At 75.3% G+C, this 18,600-nt stretch carries 18 protein-coding genes; 14 read left to right on the top strand and 4 right to left on the bottom strand.

Features of this window, described 5'->3' with window-relative positions; translation table 11 throughout:
* Positions 1-25 precede the first annotated feature (25 nt).
* Both JIG38_RS10225 and JIG38_RS10220 read right to left on the bottom strand, forming a co-directional pair.
* Positions 26-697: a ThuA domain-containing protein gene (locus JIG38_RS10225; RefSeq protein WP_199423687.1), complete on the bottom strand. Its 672-nt coding sequence runs from the start codon at positions 695-697 to the stop codon at positions 26-28.
* Complete coding sequence (locus tag JIG38_RS10220; protein WP_199423686.1) at positions 694-1,875, bottom strand: ROK family transcriptional regulator; 1,182 nt, start codon at positions 1,873-1,875, stop codon at positions 694-696. Before JIG38_RS10220 ends, JIG38_RS10225 begins: the two co-directional genes overlap by 4 nt.
* A 188-nt stretch (positions 1,876-2,063) precedes the next feature.
* Here JIG38_RS10220 and JIG38_RS10215 point away from each other — a divergent pair, with 188 nt between their 5' ends.
* The 6 genes from JIG38_RS10215 to JIG38_RS10190 all read left to right on the top strand — a co-directional run bounded on the left by JIG38_RS10215 (position 2,064) and on the right by JIG38_RS10190 (position 8,830).
* Positions 2,064-3,548 (top strand): sugar ABC transporter ATP-binding protein, encoded by a 1,485-nt coding sequence (locus tag JIG38_RS10215; protein WP_233404792.1) that lies wholly within the window; start codon positions 2,064-2,066, stop codon positions 3,546-3,548.
* Positions 3,549-3,697: 149 nt separating this feature from the next.
* A complete protein-coding gene (locus JIG38_RS10210; RefSeq protein ID WP_233404791.1) occupies positions 3,698-4,651 on the top strand; it encodes an ABC transporter permease in 954 nt (317 codons plus the stop codon).
* Between the two features lie 176 nt (positions 4,652-4,827).
* Positions 4,828-5,883 (top strand): substrate-binding domain-containing protein, encoded by a 1,056-nt coding sequence (locus JIG38_RS10205; RefSeq protein ID WP_199423684.1) that lies wholly within the window; start codon positions 4,828-4,830, stop codon positions 5,881-5,883.
* Between the two features lie 167 nt (positions 5,884-6,050).
* A complete protein-coding gene (locus JIG38_RS10200; RefSeq protein WP_199423683.1) occupies positions 6,051-7,310 on the top strand; it encodes a Gfo/Idh/MocA family protein in 1,260 nt (419 codons plus the stop codon).
* A 3-nt stretch (positions 7,311-7,313) separates the two neighbouring features.
* Positions 7,314-8,318, top strand: coding sequence for a sugar phosphate isomerase/epimerase family protein (locus JIG38_RS10195; RefSeq protein ID WP_199423682.1), 1,005 nt, complete (start codon positions 7,314-7,316; stop codon positions 8,316-8,318).
* 83 nt (positions 8,319-8,401) lie between these two features.
* Positions 8,402-8,830, top strand: coding sequence for a pilus assembly protein CpaE (locus JIG38_RS10190; RefSeq protein WP_199423681.1), 429 nt, complete (start codon positions 8,402-8,404; stop codon positions 8,828-8,830).
* A 10-nt stretch (positions 8,831-8,840) separates the two neighbouring features.
* Here JIG38_RS10190 and JIG38_RS10185 read toward each other — a convergent pair whose 3' ends face one another.
* Together JIG38_RS10185 and JIG38_RS10180 are read right to left on the bottom strand one after the other, a co-directional pair.
* Positions 8,841-9,491, bottom strand: a complete 651-nt coding sequence (locus JIG38_RS10185) for a LuxR C-terminal-related transcriptional regulator (protein ID WP_199423680.1) — start codon at positions 9,489-9,491, stop codon at positions 8,841-8,843.
* Between the two features lie 110 nt (positions 9,492-9,601).
* Positions 9,602-10,921: a sensor histidine kinase gene (locus JIG38_RS10180; RefSeq protein ID WP_199423679.1), complete on the bottom strand. Its 1,320-nt coding sequence runs from the start codon at positions 10,919-10,921 to the stop codon at positions 9,602-9,604.
* Between the two features lie 172 nt (positions 10,922-11,093).
* Between JIG38_RS10180 and gatC the strand changes: the two genes are divergently transcribed.
* The 8 genes from gatC (at position 11,094) to JIG38_RS10140 (ending at position 18,574) form a co-directional block, all read left to right on the top strand.
* Entirely contained in the window at positions 11,094-11,390 is a 297-nt protein-coding gene (gene gatC / locus JIG38_RS10175; RefSeq protein ID WP_199423678.1) for an Asp-tRNA(Asn)/Glu-tRNA(Gln) amidotransferase subunit GatC, read from the top strand.
* Positions 11,390-12,976, top strand: coding sequence for an Asp-tRNA(Asn)/Glu-tRNA(Gln) amidotransferase subunit GatA (gatA, locus tag JIG38_RS10170; RefSeq protein ID WP_199423677.1), 1,587 nt, complete (start codon positions 11,390-11,392; stop codon positions 12,974-12,976). Before gatC ends, gatA begins: the two co-directional genes overlap by 1 nt.
* Positions 12,973-14,487, top strand: coding sequence for an Asp-tRNA(Asn)/Glu-tRNA(Gln) amidotransferase subunit GatB (gatB, locus tag JIG38_RS10165; protein ID WP_199423676.1), 1,515 nt, complete (start codon positions 12,973-12,975; stop codon positions 14,485-14,487). Before gatA ends, gatB begins: the two co-directional genes overlap by 4 nt.
* 3 nt (positions 14,488-14,490) lie before the next feature.
* Positions 14,491-15,129, top strand: a complete 639-nt coding sequence (locus JIG38_RS10160) for a GNAT family N-acetyltransferase (protein ID WP_199423675.1) — start codon at positions 14,491-14,493, stop codon at positions 15,127-15,129.
* Between the two features lie 7 nt (positions 15,130-15,136).
* A complete protein-coding gene (locus JIG38_RS10155; RefSeq protein WP_199423674.1) occupies positions 15,137-15,550 on the top strand; it encodes a YidH family protein in 414 nt (137 codons plus the stop codon).
* A 13-nt stretch (positions 15,551-15,563) separates the two neighbouring features.
* Positions 15,564-15,923 carry a DUF202 domain-containing protein gene (locus tag JIG38_RS10150; RefSeq protein ID WP_199423673.1) on the top strand — a complete coding sequence of 120 codons (360 nt, stop codon included), beginning with the start codon at positions 15,564-15,566 and terminating at the stop codon, positions 15,921-15,923.
* Between the two features lie 101 nt (positions 15,924-16,024).
* A complete protein-coding gene (locus JIG38_RS10145) occupies positions 16,025-16,969 on the top strand; it encodes a 2-hydroxyacid dehydrogenase (RefSeq protein WP_199423672.1) in 945 nt (314 codons plus the stop codon).
* A 93-nt stretch (positions 16,970-17,062) separates the two neighbouring features.
* The gene (locus JIG38_RS10140) at positions 17,063-18,574 is read left to right on the top strand and encodes a peptide MFS transporter (protein ID WP_199423671.1); all 1,512 of its coding nucleotides are present in this window, start codon (positions 17,063-17,065) and stop codon (positions 18,572-18,574) included.
* Positions 18,575-18,600: the final 26 nt, after the last annotated feature.

Here is an 18,600-nt window from a genome sequence, read left to right as displayed (position 1 = left end):
GGCCCGCCGACCGTGAGCCGGTCCGTCAGCGACTGGCCCAGAGCAGGCCGCGCTCGATCACGCCGCGGAGCTCGGGGACGTCGAGGTCCGCGACGAGGTGGCCGGGCGTGCAGACGAAGACCCGGCCCCGGCCCCACGTGCGCGTCCAGATCGCCGGGCTGCGCACCGGCGCGGACCAGGGGTCGTCCGGGTCGGCGGGCACCGTCGTCGTCGCCAGGACGTCGTTGAGCGAGTCGGTCGCGACCCAGTACTGCTCGGTCCTCAGGGAGAGGGTGCCGAGGCCGCGGACGATGGGGTGGTCGGCCCGCTCCGGCACGACCTCGACCGTGTGCTCGACCAGGTCCCGCGGATGGGCGAGGAAGATCCCGCCCGTCAGCTGGCCGTACTCGGGCGACGCGCGGAACGCGTCCACCACGCCGCCGTGCCAGCCCGCGAAGCCCGTGCCGGCGGCGACGGCGTCGCGCAGCCCGGCGAGCTCGTCGGGGAGGATCTCGCCCATCGTCCAGCTCTGCACCACGAGGTCCGTGGCCCGCATGAGCTCCGCGTCGGCGTAGACCTCGAGCGTGTCCTCGACCACGACGTCGTAGCCCGCCCCGGCGAGGAACGGGAGGAAGCGGTCCGTCGCCCCGACCGGGTCGTGGCCCTCCCAGCCGCCGCGGACGACCAGTGCCTGCCTGCTCGGTGCCTGCCCGCTCACTGGACCCACCCTTCGATCGCCTCCGCCGACAGCACGTGCTCGACCGCCATCGCGCTCGCCCCCAGCACGCCCGCGCGGCCGCGCGTCCGGCTCGCCACGATGCGCAGGTGCTGCGTCGCCAGGGGCAGGGAGCGGCGGTAGACGACCTCGCGGATGCCCGCGAGCAGGTGCTCGCCCGCCTCCGCGAGGTTCCCGCCGATGACGATGACGGAGGGGTTGAGGAGGCTGACCGCGGCGGCGAGGACGCCGCCGATGTCGCGGCCCGCCTCCCGCACGGCCTGGCTCGCCCGCAGGTCGCCGGCCCGGACCAGTGCGACGACGTCGGACGTGGACGTCGCCTCCACGCCCTGCTCGGCCAGCGCCGTGGCGATCGCCCGACCGCTGGCCAGCGCCTCCAGGCAGCCCGTGTTGCCGCAGCGGCACAGCAGGTCCCGCCCGCCCGGCACGGCGATGTGCCCGAGGTCGCCCGCGGCCCCCTGCGCGCCCCGGCGCATCGTCCCGTCGCTGATGACGCCCGCCCCGATGCCGGTCGCGACCTTGACGAAGAGGAGGTGGTCCACCTCGGGGAACTCCGCGCGGTGCTCGCCCAGCGCCATGATGTTGACGTCGTTGTCCACGAGGACGGGGACCCCGAGGAGCCCGCGCACGATGCCGGGGACGTCGGTGTCGTCCCAGCCCGGCATGATCGGCGGGTTCGTGGGGCGTCCCGTGGCGTGGTCCACGGGCCCCGGCAGGCCGATGCCCACGCTCACGAGGTCGGACATCGACCGCCCGGCCTGGTCGACGAGCTTGCGCCCGACGGCCGCCGCACGTTCGAGGACCGGCCCCGGCCCGTGCGCGATCGTGATCGGCTCCTGGTGCTCCGCGAGCACGGTCGACCCGAGGTCCGTGACGGCCAGGCGTGCGTGGGTGGCACCGAGGTCGATGGCGAGGACGATCCGCGCGCTCGGCTGGAACGCGAACGTGGCGGGGGGCCGGCCGCCCGTTGACGTCGCCTCGCCCGCCGGCCCCACGAGGCCCAGGGCGAGCAGGTGGTCGATCCGCGCCGCGATCGTCGAGCGGGCCTGACCGGTGACCTGGGCGAGCTCGGACCGCGTGCGGGGACGGCCGTCCCGGAGCAGCTGGAACATCTCGCCGGCACCCGTCGGCCGCACGGTGGGCTTCGTCAGGGGATCCATCGGGGGCAGTGAAGCACACCGGACTTGTGCCCGTCGCACTTCACGTGCCCGACGAGACAGCTTCACCTTTTGCTTGACGCCCGTCAGAAGTCCCGCCTAGGTTCGGCGGCATGGTCGATGACGACACGCGGGGCGCCGCCCCGGCCGGACCGGCGACGACACCCGCGCCGACGGGTGCCCTGCTCGAGATGCGGGGCATCGTCAAGCACTTCCCGGGCGCGAAGGCGCTGGACGGCGTCGACCTCGACGTCCGCCCGGGGGAGGTGCACTGCCTGCTCGGCCAGAACGGGGCGGGCAAGTCCACCCTCATCAAGGTGCTCGCGGGGGCGCACCGGCCCGACGCGGGCGAGGTCCTGTGGCGCGGCGAGCCGCTCCCCGTCACGTCGCCCGTCGCCGCCCTGCACGCCGGCGTCGCCACGATGTACCAGGAGCTCGACGTCGTCGACGGGCTCACGATCGCGGAGAACGTCTTCCTCGGCCACGAGCTCGCCCGCGGCGGCTTCACGCAGCGGTCCCGGGCGGCGGCACGGACGCGCGAGCTCCTCACGCGCCTCGGGCACGGGGACCTCCCGCCGCACCGCGAGGTCGGCCGCCTGTCCGCGGCCGAGAAGCAGGTCGTCAGCATGGCGCGCGCCCTGTCCCACGACGCCCGGCTCATCGTCATGGACGAGCCGTCGGCCGTGCTCGACTCGGCGGAGGTCGAGAACCTCTTCCGCGTCGTCCGGCAGCTCACGTCCGACGGCGTCGCGGTCGTGTACATCTCCCACCGCCTCGAGGAGATCCGGCGGATCGGGGACCGCATCACCGTCCTCAAGGACGGCCGGACGGTGGCGACCGGGCTGCCCGTCGCGTCGACGCCGACGGCGGACCTCATCCGGCTCATGACCGGCCGGTCCGTCGAGCAGGTCTTCCCGGCGCGCGCCGCCGTCGCCCCGGACGCGCCCGTGCTGCTCGAGGTCGACGGCCTGGCCCTGCAGGGCGTCTTCGCGGACGTCTCGTTCGAGGTCCGCGCCGGGGAGGTCGTCGGGCTCGCGGGTCTCGTCGGCTCGGGCCGCTCGGAGATCCTCGAGACCGTCTACGGCGCCCGTCGCGCGACGTCGGGCCGGGTGCGCGTCGCGGGACGCGCGCTCCCCGCCGGGTCCGTCGCCGCCGCCGTCCGGGCGGGCATCGGCCTCGCGCCGGAGGAGCGCAAGAGCCAGGGCCTGCTCCTCGACGAGCCCGTCTACCGCAACGTCACCCTCTCGACGTTCGCGCGGTACGCGCGCGCCTCCGTCCTCGACGAGCGCGGGGAGCGCCGGGTCGCGCGCGAGCAGATCGAGGCGCTCGACGTACGCCCCACCGACCCGGAGCGCCACGCCCGCACGCTCTCGGGCGGCAACCAGCAGAAGGTCATGCTCGCGCGGTGGCTGGTCCACGGCTGCCGCGTCCTGCTCCTCGACGAGCCGACCCGCGGCGTCGACGTGGGCGCGCGCGCCGAGATCTACGGCCTCGTCCAGCGCCTCGCGGCGGCCGGCAACGCCGTCGTCGTCGTCTCGAGCGAGATCGAGGAGGTCCTCGCCCTCGCCCACCGCGTCCTGGTCGTCGCCGACGGCCGCGTCGTGCACCAGGGGCCGGCCGACAGCATCGACGAGCACGCGGTGCTCGACCTCGTCATGGAAGGAAGTGCCGCGTGAGCGAGTCCCTGCCACCCTCGTTGGCCACCGGCGGCAGCGTGCCGCCGGACCCCGACGGCCGCACGCCCCTCGCGCGCACCGCCGACGACGCCGGGCACCGCACCGTCGCGTCCGCGGCGGCCGGCACCGGCGGACGCGCGGGCGGCCTTCTGCACGGCGGCGTGGGCCGCAACCTCGGGCTCGTCGTCGCGCTCGTGCTCCTGTGCGTCGTCGGCGTCGTCACGGGCGGGGACCGCTTCGCGAGCCTCGACAACGTCATGACGATCCTGCGCCTCGCGGCGATCATCGGCGTCCTGAGCATCGGCATGACGTTCGTCATCACCGGGGGTGGCATCGACCTGTCGGTCGGGTCCGTCCTCGGGCTCGCGAGCGTGTGGGCCTCGACCGTCGCGACCCAGACGATGGCCGAGGACGTCCACTGGGTCGTCATGGTCCTCACCGCCCTGGCGGTGGGCACCGTGTGCGGCCTCGTCAACGGCGTGCTCATCGCCTACGGCAAGGTGGTGGCCTTCATCGCGACCCTCGCCATGATGGTCGCGGCGCGCGGTCTCGCAGAGATGATCGCCAACCGCCAGACGCAGATCGTCGACGTCGACGCGTTCCTCGACGCGGTCCGCGGCGACGTCGTCGGCATCCCGAAGATCGTCTGGGTCTTCGTGCTCGTCGCCGTCGCCGGGTGGTTCCTGCTCAACCGGACCACCTTCGGCCGGCGGACGCTCGCCGTCGGCGGCAACCCCGAGGCGGCCCGCCTCGCCGGCATCAAGGTCCGCCGGCACACCATGTACCTCTACGCGCTCGCGGGCCTGACGGCCGGCATCGCCGCGGTGATGATGCTCGGGCGCACCGGCTCGGGCTCCTCGACGCACGGCATGCTCTACGAGCTCGACGCCATCGCGGCCGTCGTCGTCGGCGGCACGCTCCTCGCCGGCGGCCGCGGCACGATCATCGGCACCGTCCTCGGCGTCGTCCTCTTCTCCACGCTCACCAACGTCTTCATCATCAACAACCTGTCGACGTCGGCCCAGTCCGTCGCCAAGGGCGTGATCATCGTGGTCGCCGTGCTGCTCCAGCAGCGCCTCGCCGCGCGCTCCCGCGGCGCCTGACCGCGCACCCCCGCGCCGCCCGCCGGCGGCCGGGACGCGGCCCGCACACCCGGCCCGGCCCCCCGGCCGAGCCGTCCTGTCCCTGTCCACGTCCACGCACCGCAGAGCTCGCACCTGCTCGCACCTGCTCGCACCTGCACGCACCTGCACCACCCGACCGTCCGAGGAGGACACCGATGTCCGCACACCGCTCCGGCCCCCGCCGCCGGCTCGTCCAGGCCGGCGCCATCGCCGCAGGCCTGACGCTGCTCGTGGGCTGCACGTCCAACGCGCCCGCCGAGGAGGAGGACACGTCGCAGGAGCAGGAGGACGGCGCGACCTCCGCGAACGACGACTCGGGCGACACCGTCACGATCGGCTTCTCGGCACCCGCCGCCGACCACGGCTGGATGGGTGCGATCACGTCGTCGGCCCGGGCCGAGGCGGAGAAGTACGACGACGTCGAGCTCCTCGTCGCCGAGGGCACCAACGACGTCAACCTGCAGATCAGCCAGGTCGAGCAGTTCATCAACGACGGTGTCGACGCCATCGTCCTGCTGCCGTTCGACGGCGCCGCGCTGACCGACGTCGCGACCCGCGCGATGGAGGAGGGGATCACGGTCATCAACGTCGACCGCGAGTTCTCGAGCCCGTTCGCGGCCCGCACGACGATCCTCGGCGACAACTACGGCATGGGCGTCAGCGCCGGGACGTACATCTGCGAGCAGCTCGGCGGCAACGAGGACGCGGTCGTCGCGGAGATCGCGGGCATCGACTCGCTCCCGCTCACGCAGGACCGCAGCCGCGGCTTCGAGGACGCGCTGTCCGACTGCGGGCTCGACGTCGACAACCGCGTCGCCGCGGACTTCACCGTCCAGGGCGGCCAGTCGGCCGCGGCCAACCTGCTCCAGGCGGCGCCGCAGATCGACGCGCTGTGGAACCACGACGACGACCAGGGCGTCGGCGTCCTGGCCGCGATCGAGGAGGCCGGGCGCGACGAGTTCATCATGGTCGGCGGGGCCGGCTCGCGGAGCGTCATGGAGTCCATCCAGGCCGGGGACTCCGTGCTGCAGGCGACGGTCATCTACCCCTCGACCCAGGCCGCGGACGGCATCCGCCTGGCGCGGCTCATCGTGCAGGACAAGGCCCTCAGCGACCTCGTCGAGGTCGAGGTCCCGCGGACCATCCAGCTCTTCGCCCCCGTCGTGACGGCGGACAACGTCGAGCAGTACCTGCCGACCGCCTTCGAGTGACCGGCGCGTGAGGTGGCGGGCGTCCGACCGGGCGCCCGCCACCCCGCCGGGGCCGCCCGCGGCGTCCGGCGGGACGGCACGGTCGCCGGCATCGGTCGGCAGCGGTCCACCCGGGCCCCGGGGACCCGCCACGCGCACGACGAGGAGCACGGAGAGTGGAGACGGTGATGGAGCAGCACGAGGCGCCCGGACGGCTGGGCGTGGGGATGATCGGGTACGCGTTCATGGGCGCGGCCCACTCCCAGGCCTGGCGCGTGGCGCCACGCTTCTTCGACCTGCCGCTGACCCCGGAGATGACCGTGGTCGCCGGCCGGACGCGGCCCGCGGTGGAGGCGGCGGCGCGGCGGCTGGGCTGGGCGTCCGTCGAGACCGACTGGCGCGCGGTCCTGCGCCGCGACGACGTCGACCTCGTCGACGTCTGCACCCCGGGCGACACGCACGCCGAGATCGCGATCGCCGCGCTCGAGGCCGGCAAGCACGTCCTGTGCGAGAAGCCGCTCGCCAACTCGGTCGCCGAGGCGGAGGAGATGGTCCGGGCCGCCGACACCGCCGCCGCCCGCGGCGTGCGGGCGATGGTCGGGTTCACCTACCGGCGGGTGCCCGCCGTCGCCCTCGCGCGGGAGCTCGTCGCGGAAGGGCGCCTGGGCACGGTCCGCCACGTGCGCGCCCAGTACCTCCAGGACTGGATCGCCGACCCGCAGGCACCCCTGTCCTGGCGGCTCGACAAGGCTGCCGCCGGCTCCGGCGCGCTCGGGGACATCGGCGCGCACATCGTCGACCTCACGCAGTTCATCACCGGCGAGCGGATCACGGGGGTCGGCGGCCTCCTCGAGACGTTCGTCACCGAGCGTCCGCTGGCCGCCGAGTTCTCGGGCCTCCACGGCGCCGCCGGGTCGGGCACGGGACCGGTCACCGTGGACGACGCCGCCCTCTTCCTCGCCCGGTTCGAGGGCGGCGCCGTCGGCTCCTTCGAGGCGACGCGGTTCGCGTGGGGCCGGAAGAACGCGATCCGGATCGAGATCAACGGCTCGCTCGGGTCCCTCGCCTTCGACTTCGAGGACATGAACGTCCTGCACCTCTTCGACGCGACGGAGGACCCGCGCGTCGCGGGCTTCCGCCGCATCGTCGTCACCGAGCCCGAGCACCCGTACGTCTCCGCCTGGTGGCCCGCCGGTCACGGGCTCGGCTACGAGCACGGTTTCGTCCACCAGGTCGTCGACCTCGTCCGCGCGCTCGGCGCCGGGGAGCAGCCGACGCCGTCGTTCGCGGACGGCCTGCAGGTCCAGCGCGTGCTCGACGCCGTCGAGCGCAGCGCGGGCGACGAGAGCCGCTGGACCGCCGTCACCACCGGCGCGTCGCCCGACGCGCCGCCCGGGAGCACCGCACCGAACCCGCAGGTCGTCACGACCGGCACGAGGGAGAGCTGACGCATGGCCCGTCCGATCACGCTGTTCACCGGCCAGTGGGCCGACCTGCCGCTCGAGGAGGTCGCGCGCCTCGCGTCGGGCTGGGGCTACGACGGCCTCGAGGTGGCCTGCTGGGGGGACCACCTCGACGTCGCGCGCGCCGCCGAGGACGACGCGTACGTCCGGGACCGGCTCGACCTGCTCGAGCGGCACGGCCTGCAGCTCTTCGCGATCTCCAACCACCTGTCCGGGCAGGCGGTGTGCGACGACCCGATCGACACGCGCCACCGCGACATGCTCACCGACCGGGTCTGGGGCGACGGCGACCCCGAGGGCGTCCGGCAGCGGGCCGCGCGCGAGATGGAGCTCACGGCCCGCGCGGCCGCGCGCCTCGGCGTGACGACGGTCGTCGGCTTCACCGGGTCGGCGATCTGGAAGTACGTCGCGATGTTCCCGCCGGCGTCGGCCGAGCTGGTCGACGCCGGCTACCGGGACTTCGCCGACCGCTGGAACCCGATCCTCGACGTCTTCGACGAGGTCGGGGTCCGGTTCGCCCACGAGGTCCACCCGAGCGAGATCGCCTACGACTACTGGACGACGGTCCGCACGCTCGAGGCGATCGGCCACCGCGAGGCGTTCGGCCTCAACTGGGACCCCAGCCACTTCGTCTGGCAGGACCTCGACCCGGTCGGCTTCATGTGGGACTTCCGCGACCGGATCTACCACGTCGACTGCAAGGACGCGAAGCGCCGGGTGGGCAACGGGCGCAACGGCCGGCTCGGCTCGCACCTCCCGTGGGCGGACCCGCGGCGCGGCTGGGACTTCGTCTCGACCGGCCACGGCGACGTCCCGTGGGAGGACTCGTTCCGCATGCTCAACACGATCGGCTACGACGGGCCGATCTCGGTCGAGTGGGAGGACGCGGGCATGGACCGGCTCGTCGGCGCCCCCGAGGCGCTCGAGTTCGTCCGGCGGCTGGCGTTCGCGCCCCCGTCGGCGTCGTTCGACGCCGCCTTCAGCACGCGCTGACGCCCGGCCCGGCCCGGCCCGGTCCGGCGCGTCCCCGTCGTCCTGGGCGCGCCGGGCCGCGGGCGGCGGGGGAGGATGGGCGCATGATCTCCCAGCACCTCGCCGCCGACCTGCGCGACGCCGGCCTGCGATGGCGGCCCGCGGCGGGCGACCGCTTCGTCATCCCGCAGGCCGGCCTCGAGGACGAGCTCTTCACGCTGAGCGAGATGACGATCGAGGCGCGCGAGTACCCGACGGGCACGATCCTCGGGTTCAACGGCACGACCGAGTGGGCCCTGGACTCCGTCGCTCAGGAGGACGCGCTCTGGATGCCGCGCGAGGACCAGCTGCGCGAGCTGCTCGGCGCGACGTTCCGCGCCCTCGAGGGCCCCGACGGCGACCGCGAGACCTTCCGCGTGACCACGGCGCCGGTGGCGGGGGAGACGACGTTCGAGGGCGCGACGGCGGCCGACGCCTACGGTGTCGCGGTCCTGGCGCTGGTCCGCCACGCCCTCCACGACGTCGACGCCTGACCCGGCCGGTTCAGGGGCGGGGCTCGCGGAGCCAGGCGAGGACGGCGAGCACGCGGCGGTTGTCCTCGTCCGCGGGCGCGAGGTCGAGCTTGGCCATGACGTTGGCGACGTGCTTCTCCACCGCACCCGCCGTGACGACGAGGCGCTGGGCGATCGCCGCGTTCGAGCGGCCCTCGGCCATGAGGCCGAGCACGTCCCGCTCCCGCGGCGTGAGCGCGTCGACGGGGTCGGCGCGGCGCGTGACGAGCAGCTGCGCGACGACGTCCGGGTCGAGCACGGTGCCGCCGGCCGCGACGCGGGTCAGCGCGTCCTCGAGCGCGTCGAGGTCCTGGACGCGGTCCTTGAGCAGGTAGCCCACCCCGCCGCGGCCGTCGGCGAGCAGGTCGCGCGCGTACGACTCCTCGACGTACTGCGAGAGGACGAGGACGCCGAGCCCGGGCACCGCGGCGCGGGCAGCGACCGCCGCGCGGAGGCCGTCGTCGGAGAACGTCGGCGGCATCCGGACGTCGAGCACGGCGACGTCCGGCCGGTGCTCGAGGACCGCGGGCACGACCGCGTCCGCGTGGTCGACGGCGGCGAGGATCTCGTGGCCCGCCTCCCGCAGCAGACGGACGAGCCCCTCGCGGAGCAGCACGGAGTCCTCGGCGAGCACGATGCGCATGGGCGCCAGTGTGCCGGTCCGCGCGCCGGGAGCCGGCGCGTGCCCACGCGCCGGCTCCCGGTCGTGCCGATCGACGTCCTGCGGGGACGCCGTGCGGGGCGCCTCGAGGGTCAGGACCACGGGAGCGTGGCGGTCACGACCGTGGGCCCGCCGTCCGGGCTCTCGACCGAGAGGTGCCCGCCGAGGCCCTCGACGCGGTCGGCGAGCCCGGCGAGGCCGTGCCCCTTGGCGAGCGCCGCGCCGCCGACGCCGTCGTCGGTCACCTGCACGAGCATCACCCGACCGTCGTCCCGCGCCTCGGTCGTCACCGCGACGTGCGCGCGCGTCGCCTCGGCGTGCTTGGCGACGTTGGCGAGGGCCTCGGTGACCACGAAGTAGGCGGCGTTCTCGACCGGCTCGGCGGGCCGTGCGCCGTCGGGCAGAGCGACGTCGACCGAGGTCGTCATGGTCGCGCGCGCCGCGACGGCGCTGACGGCGGCGGCCAGGCCGCGGTCGGCCAGCACGGGCGGCGCGATGCCCCGCGAGAGGGCGCGCAGCTCGGCCAGCGTCTCGGCCGCCTGCGTGCGCGCCTCGCCGAGCAGCGCCCGGGCCGCGTCGGGGTCGTCGGCGAGCCGGCGCTCGGCGACCGACAGGTCCATCGCGAGCCGGACCAGGCGCTGCTGCGGGCCGTCGTGGATGTCGCGCTCGAGGCGGCGCAGCGACTGCGCCTCGGCGGCGGCCGCGGCCGAGCGACGCTCGGTGAGGTCCTGCACCTGGGCGGCGAGCGCGGCCCGCGAGGCGCCGGTGAGCAGGAGGCGGGCCCAGGCGGCGTGCGCCTCGGCGCACCAGCGCAGCACCGCGGGCATCGTGACGAGCAGGACGACGCCGAAGGCCAGGTTGAGCACGGACTCGCTCACGGGCAGGCGGAGCAGGTCCACGAGGCCCGTGTTGTCCTGCGGCAGCCACCGCGACCAGAACCAGAACGTGAGGCCGCCGAGCGTGCCGGCCCACCACGTGATCGCGACGGACCAGGTGACGGTCGCGAGCGCGAGCGCGCCGATGCCGTGCAGCACCGTCGCCCAGCGCCGCGGGTCGCGGAGCGTCGCGAGGGCCCGGGACAGCAGGCCGCCCGTGGGGCGCGTGTAGACGACCGGGGCGAGGGTCGTGCCGCGGGCCGCGAGGCGGGTCCGCTCGATCGCGGCGAACACCGTGCCGGCCCAGAGCGTCGCGACCGCGACGAGCACGCCGCCCACGACGACGAGCAGGCCGGCCGCGAGCGACAGCCCGGTGACCAGGACGACGAAGGACGCGAGGGCGAGCGGGAACGTGGGCAGCAGGTAGGCCGTGTCGCGCAGGGTGCGGCGCGCGAGGGCGCCGACGCCGGTGCGCGGCGGGGAGGGCACCGGGACCGGTGCCGCGGGCAGTGTCGAGGAGAGGGTCTGATCGGTCATGACTCGATCCTCACGAGCGGGCGGTCCGGCCTCGATCCTGCAGCCCGGCGAACCCAGGGTAGGGCCACCCCCACCACCCGCCCCGCCCCACAGCCCGTCGACCGGCGCGGTCCGCTCAGCAGGGGGTGGGCGCGCCCGGGGCGCTGGGGGACAGCCGTCTAGACTCCCCGCCATGTCCACCATCAACCGCGACGAGGTCGCGCGCCTCGCGGGGCTCGCCCGGATCGACCTGACCGACGCCGAGCTCACGCGCCTCGCGGGCGAGCTCGACGTCATCGTCGAGTCGGTCGCCCGGGTGAGCGAGATCGCCACCGCCGACGTGCCGGCGACGAGCCACCCCCTTCCGCTGACCAACGTGTTCCGCGAGGACGTGCCCGAGCAGCCTCTGCCCGTCGCCGACGCGCTCGCCGGTGCACCGTCGGCCGAGGGCGGCCGCTTCGCCGTCCCGCAGATCCTGGAGGAGGACTGATGGCAGGACGCCACCTGGCCGGACCTGACGGCACGCCCGCCGGCTCCACCGACCTCACGCGCTCCTCGGCCGCGGCGCTCGCCGAGGCCCTGGCCGCGGGCACGGTCACGAGCGTCGAGGTCACCCAGGCGCACCTCGACCGGATCGACGCGGTCGAGCCGGCGCTGCACGCCTTCCTCCACGTCGCGCACGACGAGGCGCTCGCCACGGCCCGCGACGTCGACGCCCGCCGCGCCGCCGGCGAGGACCTGCACCCCCTCGCGGGCGTGCCCGTCGCCGTCAAGGACGTCGTCGTCACCCGGGGCATGCCGACGACCGCGGGGTCGCGCATCCTCGAGGGCTGGGTCCCGCCCTACGACGCGACGCTCGTCGAGCGCCTGCGCGCCGCCGGCCTGCCGATCCTCGGCAAGACGAACATGGACGAGTTCGCCATGGGCTCGTCGACCGAGCACTCGGCCTACGGCAACACGCACAACCCGTGGGACCTCGACCGCATCCCGGGCGGCTCGGGCGGCGGCAGCGCGGCTGCCGTCGGCGGTTTCGAGGCGCCGCTCGCGATCGGCACGGACACGGGCGGCTCGATCCGCCAGCCCGCCGCCGTGACCGGCACGGTCGGCGTCAAGCCGACGTACGGCGGCGTCTCGCGCTACGGCCTCATCGCCCTCGCCTCCAGCCTCGACCAGGCCGGTCCCGTGACGCGCACCGTGCTCGACTCGGCCCTCCTGCACGAGGTGATCGGCGGCCACGACCGCCGCGACTCGACGTCGCTGCCCGAGCCCGTCGGACCGCTGGTCGAGTCCGCGCTGCAGGGTCGCACCGGCGACCTCACGGGCGTGCGGGTCGGCGTCGTCACCGAGCTCAACGGCGAGGGCTACCAGCCGGGCGTGCGCGCGCGGTTCGACGAGGCCCTCGAGCTGCTGCGCGGCGCCGGCGCCGAGATCGTCGAGGTGTCGTGCCCGCACTTCGAGTACGCGCTCGCGGCGTACTACCTCATCCTGCCCAGCGAGGCGTCGAGCAACCTCGCCAAGTTCGACGGCATGCGCTTCGGCCTGCGCGTCGTCCCCGAGGACAACCCGACCGCCGAGCGCGTCATGGCCGCGACCCGCGGCCAGGGCTTCGGCGACGAGGTCAAGCGCCGCATCATCCTGGGCACCTACGCGCTCTCGGCCGGCTACTACGACGCCTACTACGGCAGCGCGCAGAAGGTCCGCACGCTCGTCCAGCGCGACTTCGCCGCGGCGTTCGAGAAGGCCGACGTCCTCGTCTCGCCGACCGCGCCCACCACGGCGTTCCGCCTCGGCGAGAAGCTCGACGACCCGCTCGCCATGTACCTCAACGACGTCGCGACCATCCCCGCCAACCTCGCGGGCGTGCCCGGCATGTCGCTGCCCAGCGGCCTGTCCGACGACGGCCTGCCGGCGGGCTTCCAGGTCCTCGCGCCGGCGCGTGCGGACGCGCGGCTCTACCGCGTGGGCGCCGCGCTCGAGGCGCTCCTCGAGGCCCGGTGGGGTGGTCCGCTGCTCGACCGCGCCCCCGAGCTGCCCACGACCCAGGCGGCCGTCGCCGCAGAGGGGAGCGCCCGATGAGCGCCACCGCCACCACCGCCCTCGTGGACTACGACGACGCCGTCGACCGGTACGACCCGGTCATCGGCATCGAGGTCCACGTCGAGCTCGGCACCGCGACCAAGATGTTCGACGGCGCGCCGACGGAGTTCGGCGCGGACCCCAACACCCAGGTGACGCCCACCTCGCTCGGCCTGCCCGGCTCGCTGCCCGTGCTCAACCGGACCGCGGTCGAGTCGGCGATCAAGATCGGCCTCGCGCTCAACTGCGAGATCGCCGAGCTGTGCCGGTTCGCGCGGAAGAACTACTTCTACCCGGACGTCCCGAAGAACTTCCAGACCTCGCAGTACGACGAGCCCATCGCCTTCGACGGGTACCTCGACGTCGAGCTCGAGGACGGCACCGTGGTGCGCGTCGAGATCGAGCGCGCGCACATGGAGGAGGACGCGGGCAAGAACACCCACGTGGGCGGGGCGACCGGGCGCATCCACGGCGCCGAGTACTCGCTCGTCGACTACAACCGCGCCGGCATCCCGCTCGTGGAGATCGTCACGCGCCCCATCACGGGCGTCGGTGAGCGCGCCCCCGAGGTGGCGCGCGCGTACGTCCAGACGCTGCGGGACATCTTCCGCGGCCTCGGGGTCTCGGAGGCCCGGATGGAGCGCGGGAACGTCCGCGCGGACGTCAACGTCTCGCTGCGCCCGACGCCGGAGTCGCCGCTCGGCACGCGCACCGAGACGAAGAACGTCAACAGCTTCCGGTCGGTCGAGCGCGCGGTCCGGTACGAGGTGTCCCGCCAGGCGGGCGTGCTCGACGCGGGCGGCACGGTCGTCCAGGAGACCCGGCACTGGCACGAGGACACGGGCGTCACGACGTCGGGCCGCGTGAAGTCCGACGCGGAGGACTACCGGTACTTCCCCGAGCCGGACCTCGTGCCCGTCGCGCCGAGCCGCGCCTGGGTCGAGGAGATCCGCGCGTCGCTGCCTGAGGCGCCGGTGGCGCGCCGTCGCCGCCTCCAGGGCGAGTGGGGCTACGCCGACGCCGAGATGCGGGACGTCGTCAACGCGGGTGCGGTCGAGCTCATCGAGGCGACCGTCGCCGCGGGTGCGGCGCCCGCCGCGGCCCGCAAGTGGTGGATGGGCGAGCTCGCCCGGACCGCCAAGGCCGAGGGCGTCGACCTCGGCGACCTGCCCGTGACGCCCGAGCAGATCGGCGAGCTCCAGGGCCTCGTCGACGCGGGCCGGATCAACGACAAGCTCGCGCGCCAGGTGCTCGCGGGCGTGCTCGCGGGCGAGGGCTCGCCCGAGCAGGTCGTCGTCGCGCGCGGTCTCGAGGTCGTCTCGGACGACGGCGCCCTCGTGGCGGCCGTCGACGAGGCGCTCGCCGCCCAGCCCGACGTCGTCGACAAGATCCGCGGAGGCAACCTCGGGCCGGTCGGCGCGATCATCGGCGCCGTCATGAAGGCCACGCGCGGTCAGGCGGACGCCGCCCGGGTGCGCGCGATCGTCCTCGAGCGCGTCGGCCAGGGCTGAGCCGTGGCGGCCACCCCCGTCCTCGAGGGCGAGCTCGTGCGCCTGCGGCCGATCGGGCCGCAGGACGCCGAGCACATGTGGCAGATGCTCGACGACCCCGAGGGCATGCGCATGACGGGCACGACGGCGACCTTCACGCGCGCGCAGGTCGACGACTGGTGCGCGACCGTCGCCGCGCGCGAGGGCCGGTACGACTGGGCGATCACGCACGGCGGGGACGAGTACCTCGGCGAGATCGTGCTCAACGAGGTCGACGACCACTCCCGCAGCGCCAACCTGCGCCTCGCGCTGCGCCCGGGCCAGCGCGGGCGCGGCTTCGGCGGCGAGGCCATCGACATGGTGCTCGACCACGCGTTCGCGGACGCCCCGGAGGGCCTCGGGCTGCACCGCGTCGCCCTCGACGTGCTGAGCATCAACCCGCGCGCGCGGATGCTCTACGAGAGCCTCGGCTTCGTCGAGGAGGGCCGCCTGCGCGAGGCGCACCGCGACGGTGAGTTCTGGTGCGACGTCATCCTCATGGCCGTGCTCGAGGACGACCACCGCGCGGCTCGCGCCGCCGACGCCGCGCGCCGGGCGGCGGAGTCCGAGGCGGCTCGGACGGCCGAGGCCGAGCGCCGCGCGCACCGGGCCGACGACCACTGAGCCTGCCGTGACCCCGGAGCCGGCCGCGACCCCGGAGCGTCCGCACCCGCCCGGCGCGCCGCGGCGCCCCGCCTCCGTCTACGGCGTCGGCTCGGACCCCGACCCGCGGTTCAGCCTCGCCAACGAGCGCACGGCCCTGGCCTGGGTGCGCACGGGTCTCGCGCTCGTGGCCGGCGGCGTCGCGCTCACGTCCGTCGCGACCGCGGCGGGCCTGCCGGCGCTGCTCGACGTCGTCGCCGCCGCGCTCTGCGTGCTCGGCGGCGCCACGGCCGTGAGCGCGCAGCTCGGCTGGCGGGCGGCCGAGCGGGCGCTGCGCCGGGGCGACTCCCTGCCGCCGCCGCGCGCGCTCCCCGTGCTCGTGGCGGGCGTCGTCCTCGCTGCGGCGGTGCTCGCGGGGTACGCGGTCGCGGCGCTCGGGTGAGCGGGGTGGTCCGGTGAGCACGGCGGGCGCGCCGCTCGACGGCGACCCGGGCCTCCAGCGCGAGCGCACGGTGCTCGCGTGGCGGCGCACCGCACTGACGACGGCGGGTGCGGGGCTGGTCGTCGCGGGCGGCTGGGCCCGGCTCCTCGTTCCCGTGGACGGGGCCGGGTCGGCGCCCGCCGCGCCGGGGACCGCCGCCGTCGCCGTCGTCGGCGCCCTCGCCGCCGCGCTCGGCCTGGGCGGCGCCGCCTGGCTCCTGCGCCGCCGTCGGCCGCCCGGCCGCACGGCACCGCCCCTCGCCGCGTGCGCGGTGCTCGCCGCGGCGCTCGCCGCGCTGGGCACCGGGGCGGCGCTCCTCGGGGTCGGCGTGTGAGGCTGGTCCGGCGCCCGGGACGACGGGCCCTGCCGCCGACCGCCCTGCCCCCGACCGCACTGCCCCCGACGCCTGCCGCCGACGCGAGGAGACCGCACCGCATGCTGACCGTGACCGTACCGAGCACCGAGGTCCGCGACGGCCTGACCGCTCATGAGGTGCCCCCGGGCGTCCGGCTCGTCGTCTGGGACGTCCAGTCCGACCTGCCGGCCGGGGACGCCCCGGCGGCGGGCGACGACGTCGTCGTCGTGCTGCCGAACTCCTCGCTGGCGGAGGAGGCGTGGCGCCGTCTCGCGGCGGTGCCCGGGCTGCGCGTCGTGCACCTCACGAGCGCGGGGTACGAGCACGCGCTGCCCCACCTGCCGGCGGGAGTGCTCCTCTGCAACGGCCGCGGCGTGCACGACGACGGGACGGCCGAGCTCGCGCTCGGCCTCGTGCTCGCGGCGCAGCGCGGGATCGACGAGGCGGCCCGGGCGATGACGCGCCACGCGTGGGAGCCTCGGGCGCGGTCGTCGTTGGCCGACCGGCGCGTCCTCGTCGTCGGGGCGGGATCGATCGGCTCGGCGATCCGTCGCCGCCTCGAGGCGTTCGAGACCGACGTCGTCATGGTCGCGCGCACGGCCCGGGTCGAGGACGGCGTCGTGGTGCACGGCGTCGACGAGCTCCCCGAGCTCCTGCCGGACGTCGACGTCGTCGTGCTCGTGACGCCGCTGACGGACGAGACCGAGCGGCTGGTGGACGCCGCGTTCCTCGCGCGGATGCGCGACGGCGCGCTCCTCGTCAACGTGGGCCGCGGCCGGGTGGTCGACACCGACGCGCTCGTCGCCGAGCTCGAGCGCGGACGGCTGCGGGCCGCGCTCGACGTCACCGACCCCGAACCCCTGCCGCCGGGCCACCCGCTCTGGACGGCGCCGGGCGCCCTCGTGACGCCCCACGTGGGCGGCTGGACCGACGCGACCACGCCGCGCGTCGTGCGGCTCCTGCGCCGCCAGCTCACGCGCCTGGCCGCGGGCCTCGAGCCCGAGAACGTCGTCGCGCGGACCTGAGGCGCCGTCGCGCCGTGACGTCCGTCACGGCGCCCTGCTCGGCCGGGACCTTCGTGGCGGACGGGGCGTGTGCGCGGGCGCACGATGGGGATCATGCGTGAGCAGACCACCGACGCGGCGACCGTGCCCGGCGGCCGGACCTTCTTCGGCCACCCGCTGGGGCTGATGACCCTCTTCACCACGGAGCTGTGGGAGCGGTTCAGCTACTACGGCATGCGCGCGATCCTCCTGTACTACCTCACGGACTCCGTCGCCGACGGCGGTCTGGGCGTCGACGAGGGCACGGGCGCGGCGCTCGTCGCCATCTACGGCACCTCGGTCTACCTGCTGTCGGTGGTCGGCGGGTGGCTCGCGGACCGCGTGCTCGGCTCCCGGCGCTCGACGCTCCACGGCGGCGTCGTCATCGCGGCCGGGCACGTGGCGCTCGCGATCCCCAGCGCGCCGCTGTCCTACGTCGGCATCGCGCTCGTGGCGATCGGCACCGGCCTGCTCAAGCCCAACGTGTCGAGCATGGTCGGCGAGCTCTACCCGCGCCACGACCCGCGGCGCGACTCCGCCTTCTCGATCTTCTACATGGGCATCAACATCGGCTCCCTCGCAGCGCCGATCCTCGTGGGGGCCGCGCGCGCGTGGGCCGGGTACCACGCCGGCTTCGCCGTCGCGGCGGTCGGCATGGCGGTGGCCCTCGGCTTCTTCGTCGCGGGACGCCGGCTGCTCGGCGGCGCGGGGGACACGGTGCCCAACCCCGTGCGCCGCGAGGAGCGGCCCGCGCTCGTCCGCGGTGGCGCGATGGTCGTCGCGGCGGTCGCCGTCGCGGTGCTCGTCGCGCGCCTGTGGTCGGGCGAGGGCGGCGTCGGCGTGTTCATCGACACGATGAGCCTGCTCGCGTTCGCCGCGCCCGTGGCGTACTTCGTCGTCATGTTCCGCTCGCCGCGCGTCACCGCGCCCGAGCGGTCGCGGCTCGCGGCGTACGTCCCGCTGTTCGTGGCGGCGATGCTCTTCTGGATGATCTTCGAGCAGGCCGCGAGCACGATGGCGGCCTACGCGGCGGACCGGACGGAGCTCGAGGTGCTCGGGCTGACGATCCGGCCCGAGCTGTTCCAGTCCATCAACCCCGCGGCGATCGTGCTCCTCGCGCCCGTGTTCGCGTGGATGTGGGTGAAGCTGGACGACCGGCCCGCGACCGCGGTGAAGTTCGCGATCGGGCTCTCGCTCGCCGGCGTGAGCTTCCTCGTGCTCGCGGCCGCCGCCGCGGCGGCCGGGCCCGACGGCCGCTCGCCCGCGTGGGTGCTGGCGCTCGTCTACGTCATCCAGACGCTCGGCGAGCTGTTCCTGTCGCCCGTCGGGCTCGCGGCCACGACGCTGCTCGCGCCGGCCGCCTTCCGCAGCCAGGCGATGGCGCTGTGGTTCCTCGCGCCCGCGGCGGGCAACGCCATCACGGCCCAGGTCATCACCGCGACCCAGGGCGTGGACGAGGCGACGTTCTTCGGCGGCACGGGTGCCGTCGCGGTCGCGGCGGGGCTCGTCCTCCTCGCGCTCGCCCCGTGGGTCACGAGGCACATCCGCGAGGGCGAGGAGCAGGTTGCCACGCCCGTCGCGACCTGAGCCGCCGGCCGCTCCGTGGCCCGTCG

The organism is Actinotalea solisilvae (genome assembly GCF_016464425.1).
Classification (GTDB): Bacteria; Actinomycetota; Actinomycetes; order Actinomycetales; family Cellulomonadaceae; genus Actinotalea; species Actinotalea solisilvae.
Note: the sequence above shows the minus strand (reverse complement) of the source record. Positions and strands in the feature narration are given on the sequence as shown.

Coding starts and splice junctions, on each gene's coding strand:
- JIG38_RS10220 (WP_199423686.1), bottom strand. CDS start 1,875: ATGGATCCCCTGACGAAGCCCACCGTGCGGCCGACGGGTGCCGGCGAG.
- JIG38_RS10215 (WP_233404792.1), top strand. CDS start 2,064: ATGCGGGGCATCGTCAAGCACTTCCCGGGCGCGAAGGCGCTGGACGGC.
- JIG38_RS10205 (WP_199423684.1), top strand. CDS start 4,828: ATGTCCGCACACCGCTCCGGCCCCCGCCGCCGGCTCGTCCAGGCCGGC.
- JIG38_RS10200 (WP_199423683.1), top strand. CDS start 6,051: ATGGAGCAGCACGAGGCGCCCGGACGGCTGGGCGTGGGGATGATCGGG.
- JIG38_RS10195 (WP_199423682.1), top strand. CDS start 7,314: ATGGCCCGTCCGATCACGCTGTTCACCGGCCAGTGGGCCGACCTGCCG.
- JIG38_RS10190 (WP_199423681.1), top strand. CDS start 8,402: ATGATCTCCCAGCACCTCGCCGCCGACCTGCGCGACGCCGGCCTGCGA.
- JIG38_RS10185 (WP_199423680.1), bottom strand. CDS start 9,491: ATGCGCATCGTGCTCGCCGAGGACTCCGTGCTGCTCCGCGAGGGGCTC.
- JIG38_RS10180 (WP_199423679.1), bottom strand. CDS start 10,921: ATGACCGATCAGACCCTCTCCTCGACACTGCCCGCGGCACCGGTCCCG.
- gatC (WP_199423678.1), top strand. CDS start 11,094: ATGTCCACCATCAACCGCGACGAGGTCGCGCGCCTCGCGGGGCTCGCC.
- gatA (WP_199423677.1), top strand. CDS start 11,390: ATGGCAGGACGCCACCTGGCCGGACCTGACGGCACGCCCGCCGGCTCC.
- gatB (WP_199423676.1), top strand. CDS start 12,973: ATGAGCGCCACCGCCACCACCGCCCTCGTGGACTACGACGACGCCGTC.
- JIG38_RS10145 (WP_199423672.1), top strand. CDS start 16,025: ATGCTGACCGTGACCGTACCGAGCACCGAGGTCCGCGACGGCCTGACC.
- JIG38_RS10140 (WP_199423671.1), top strand. CDS start 17,063: ATGCGTGAGCAGACCACCGACGCGGCGACCGTGCCCGGCGGCCGGACC.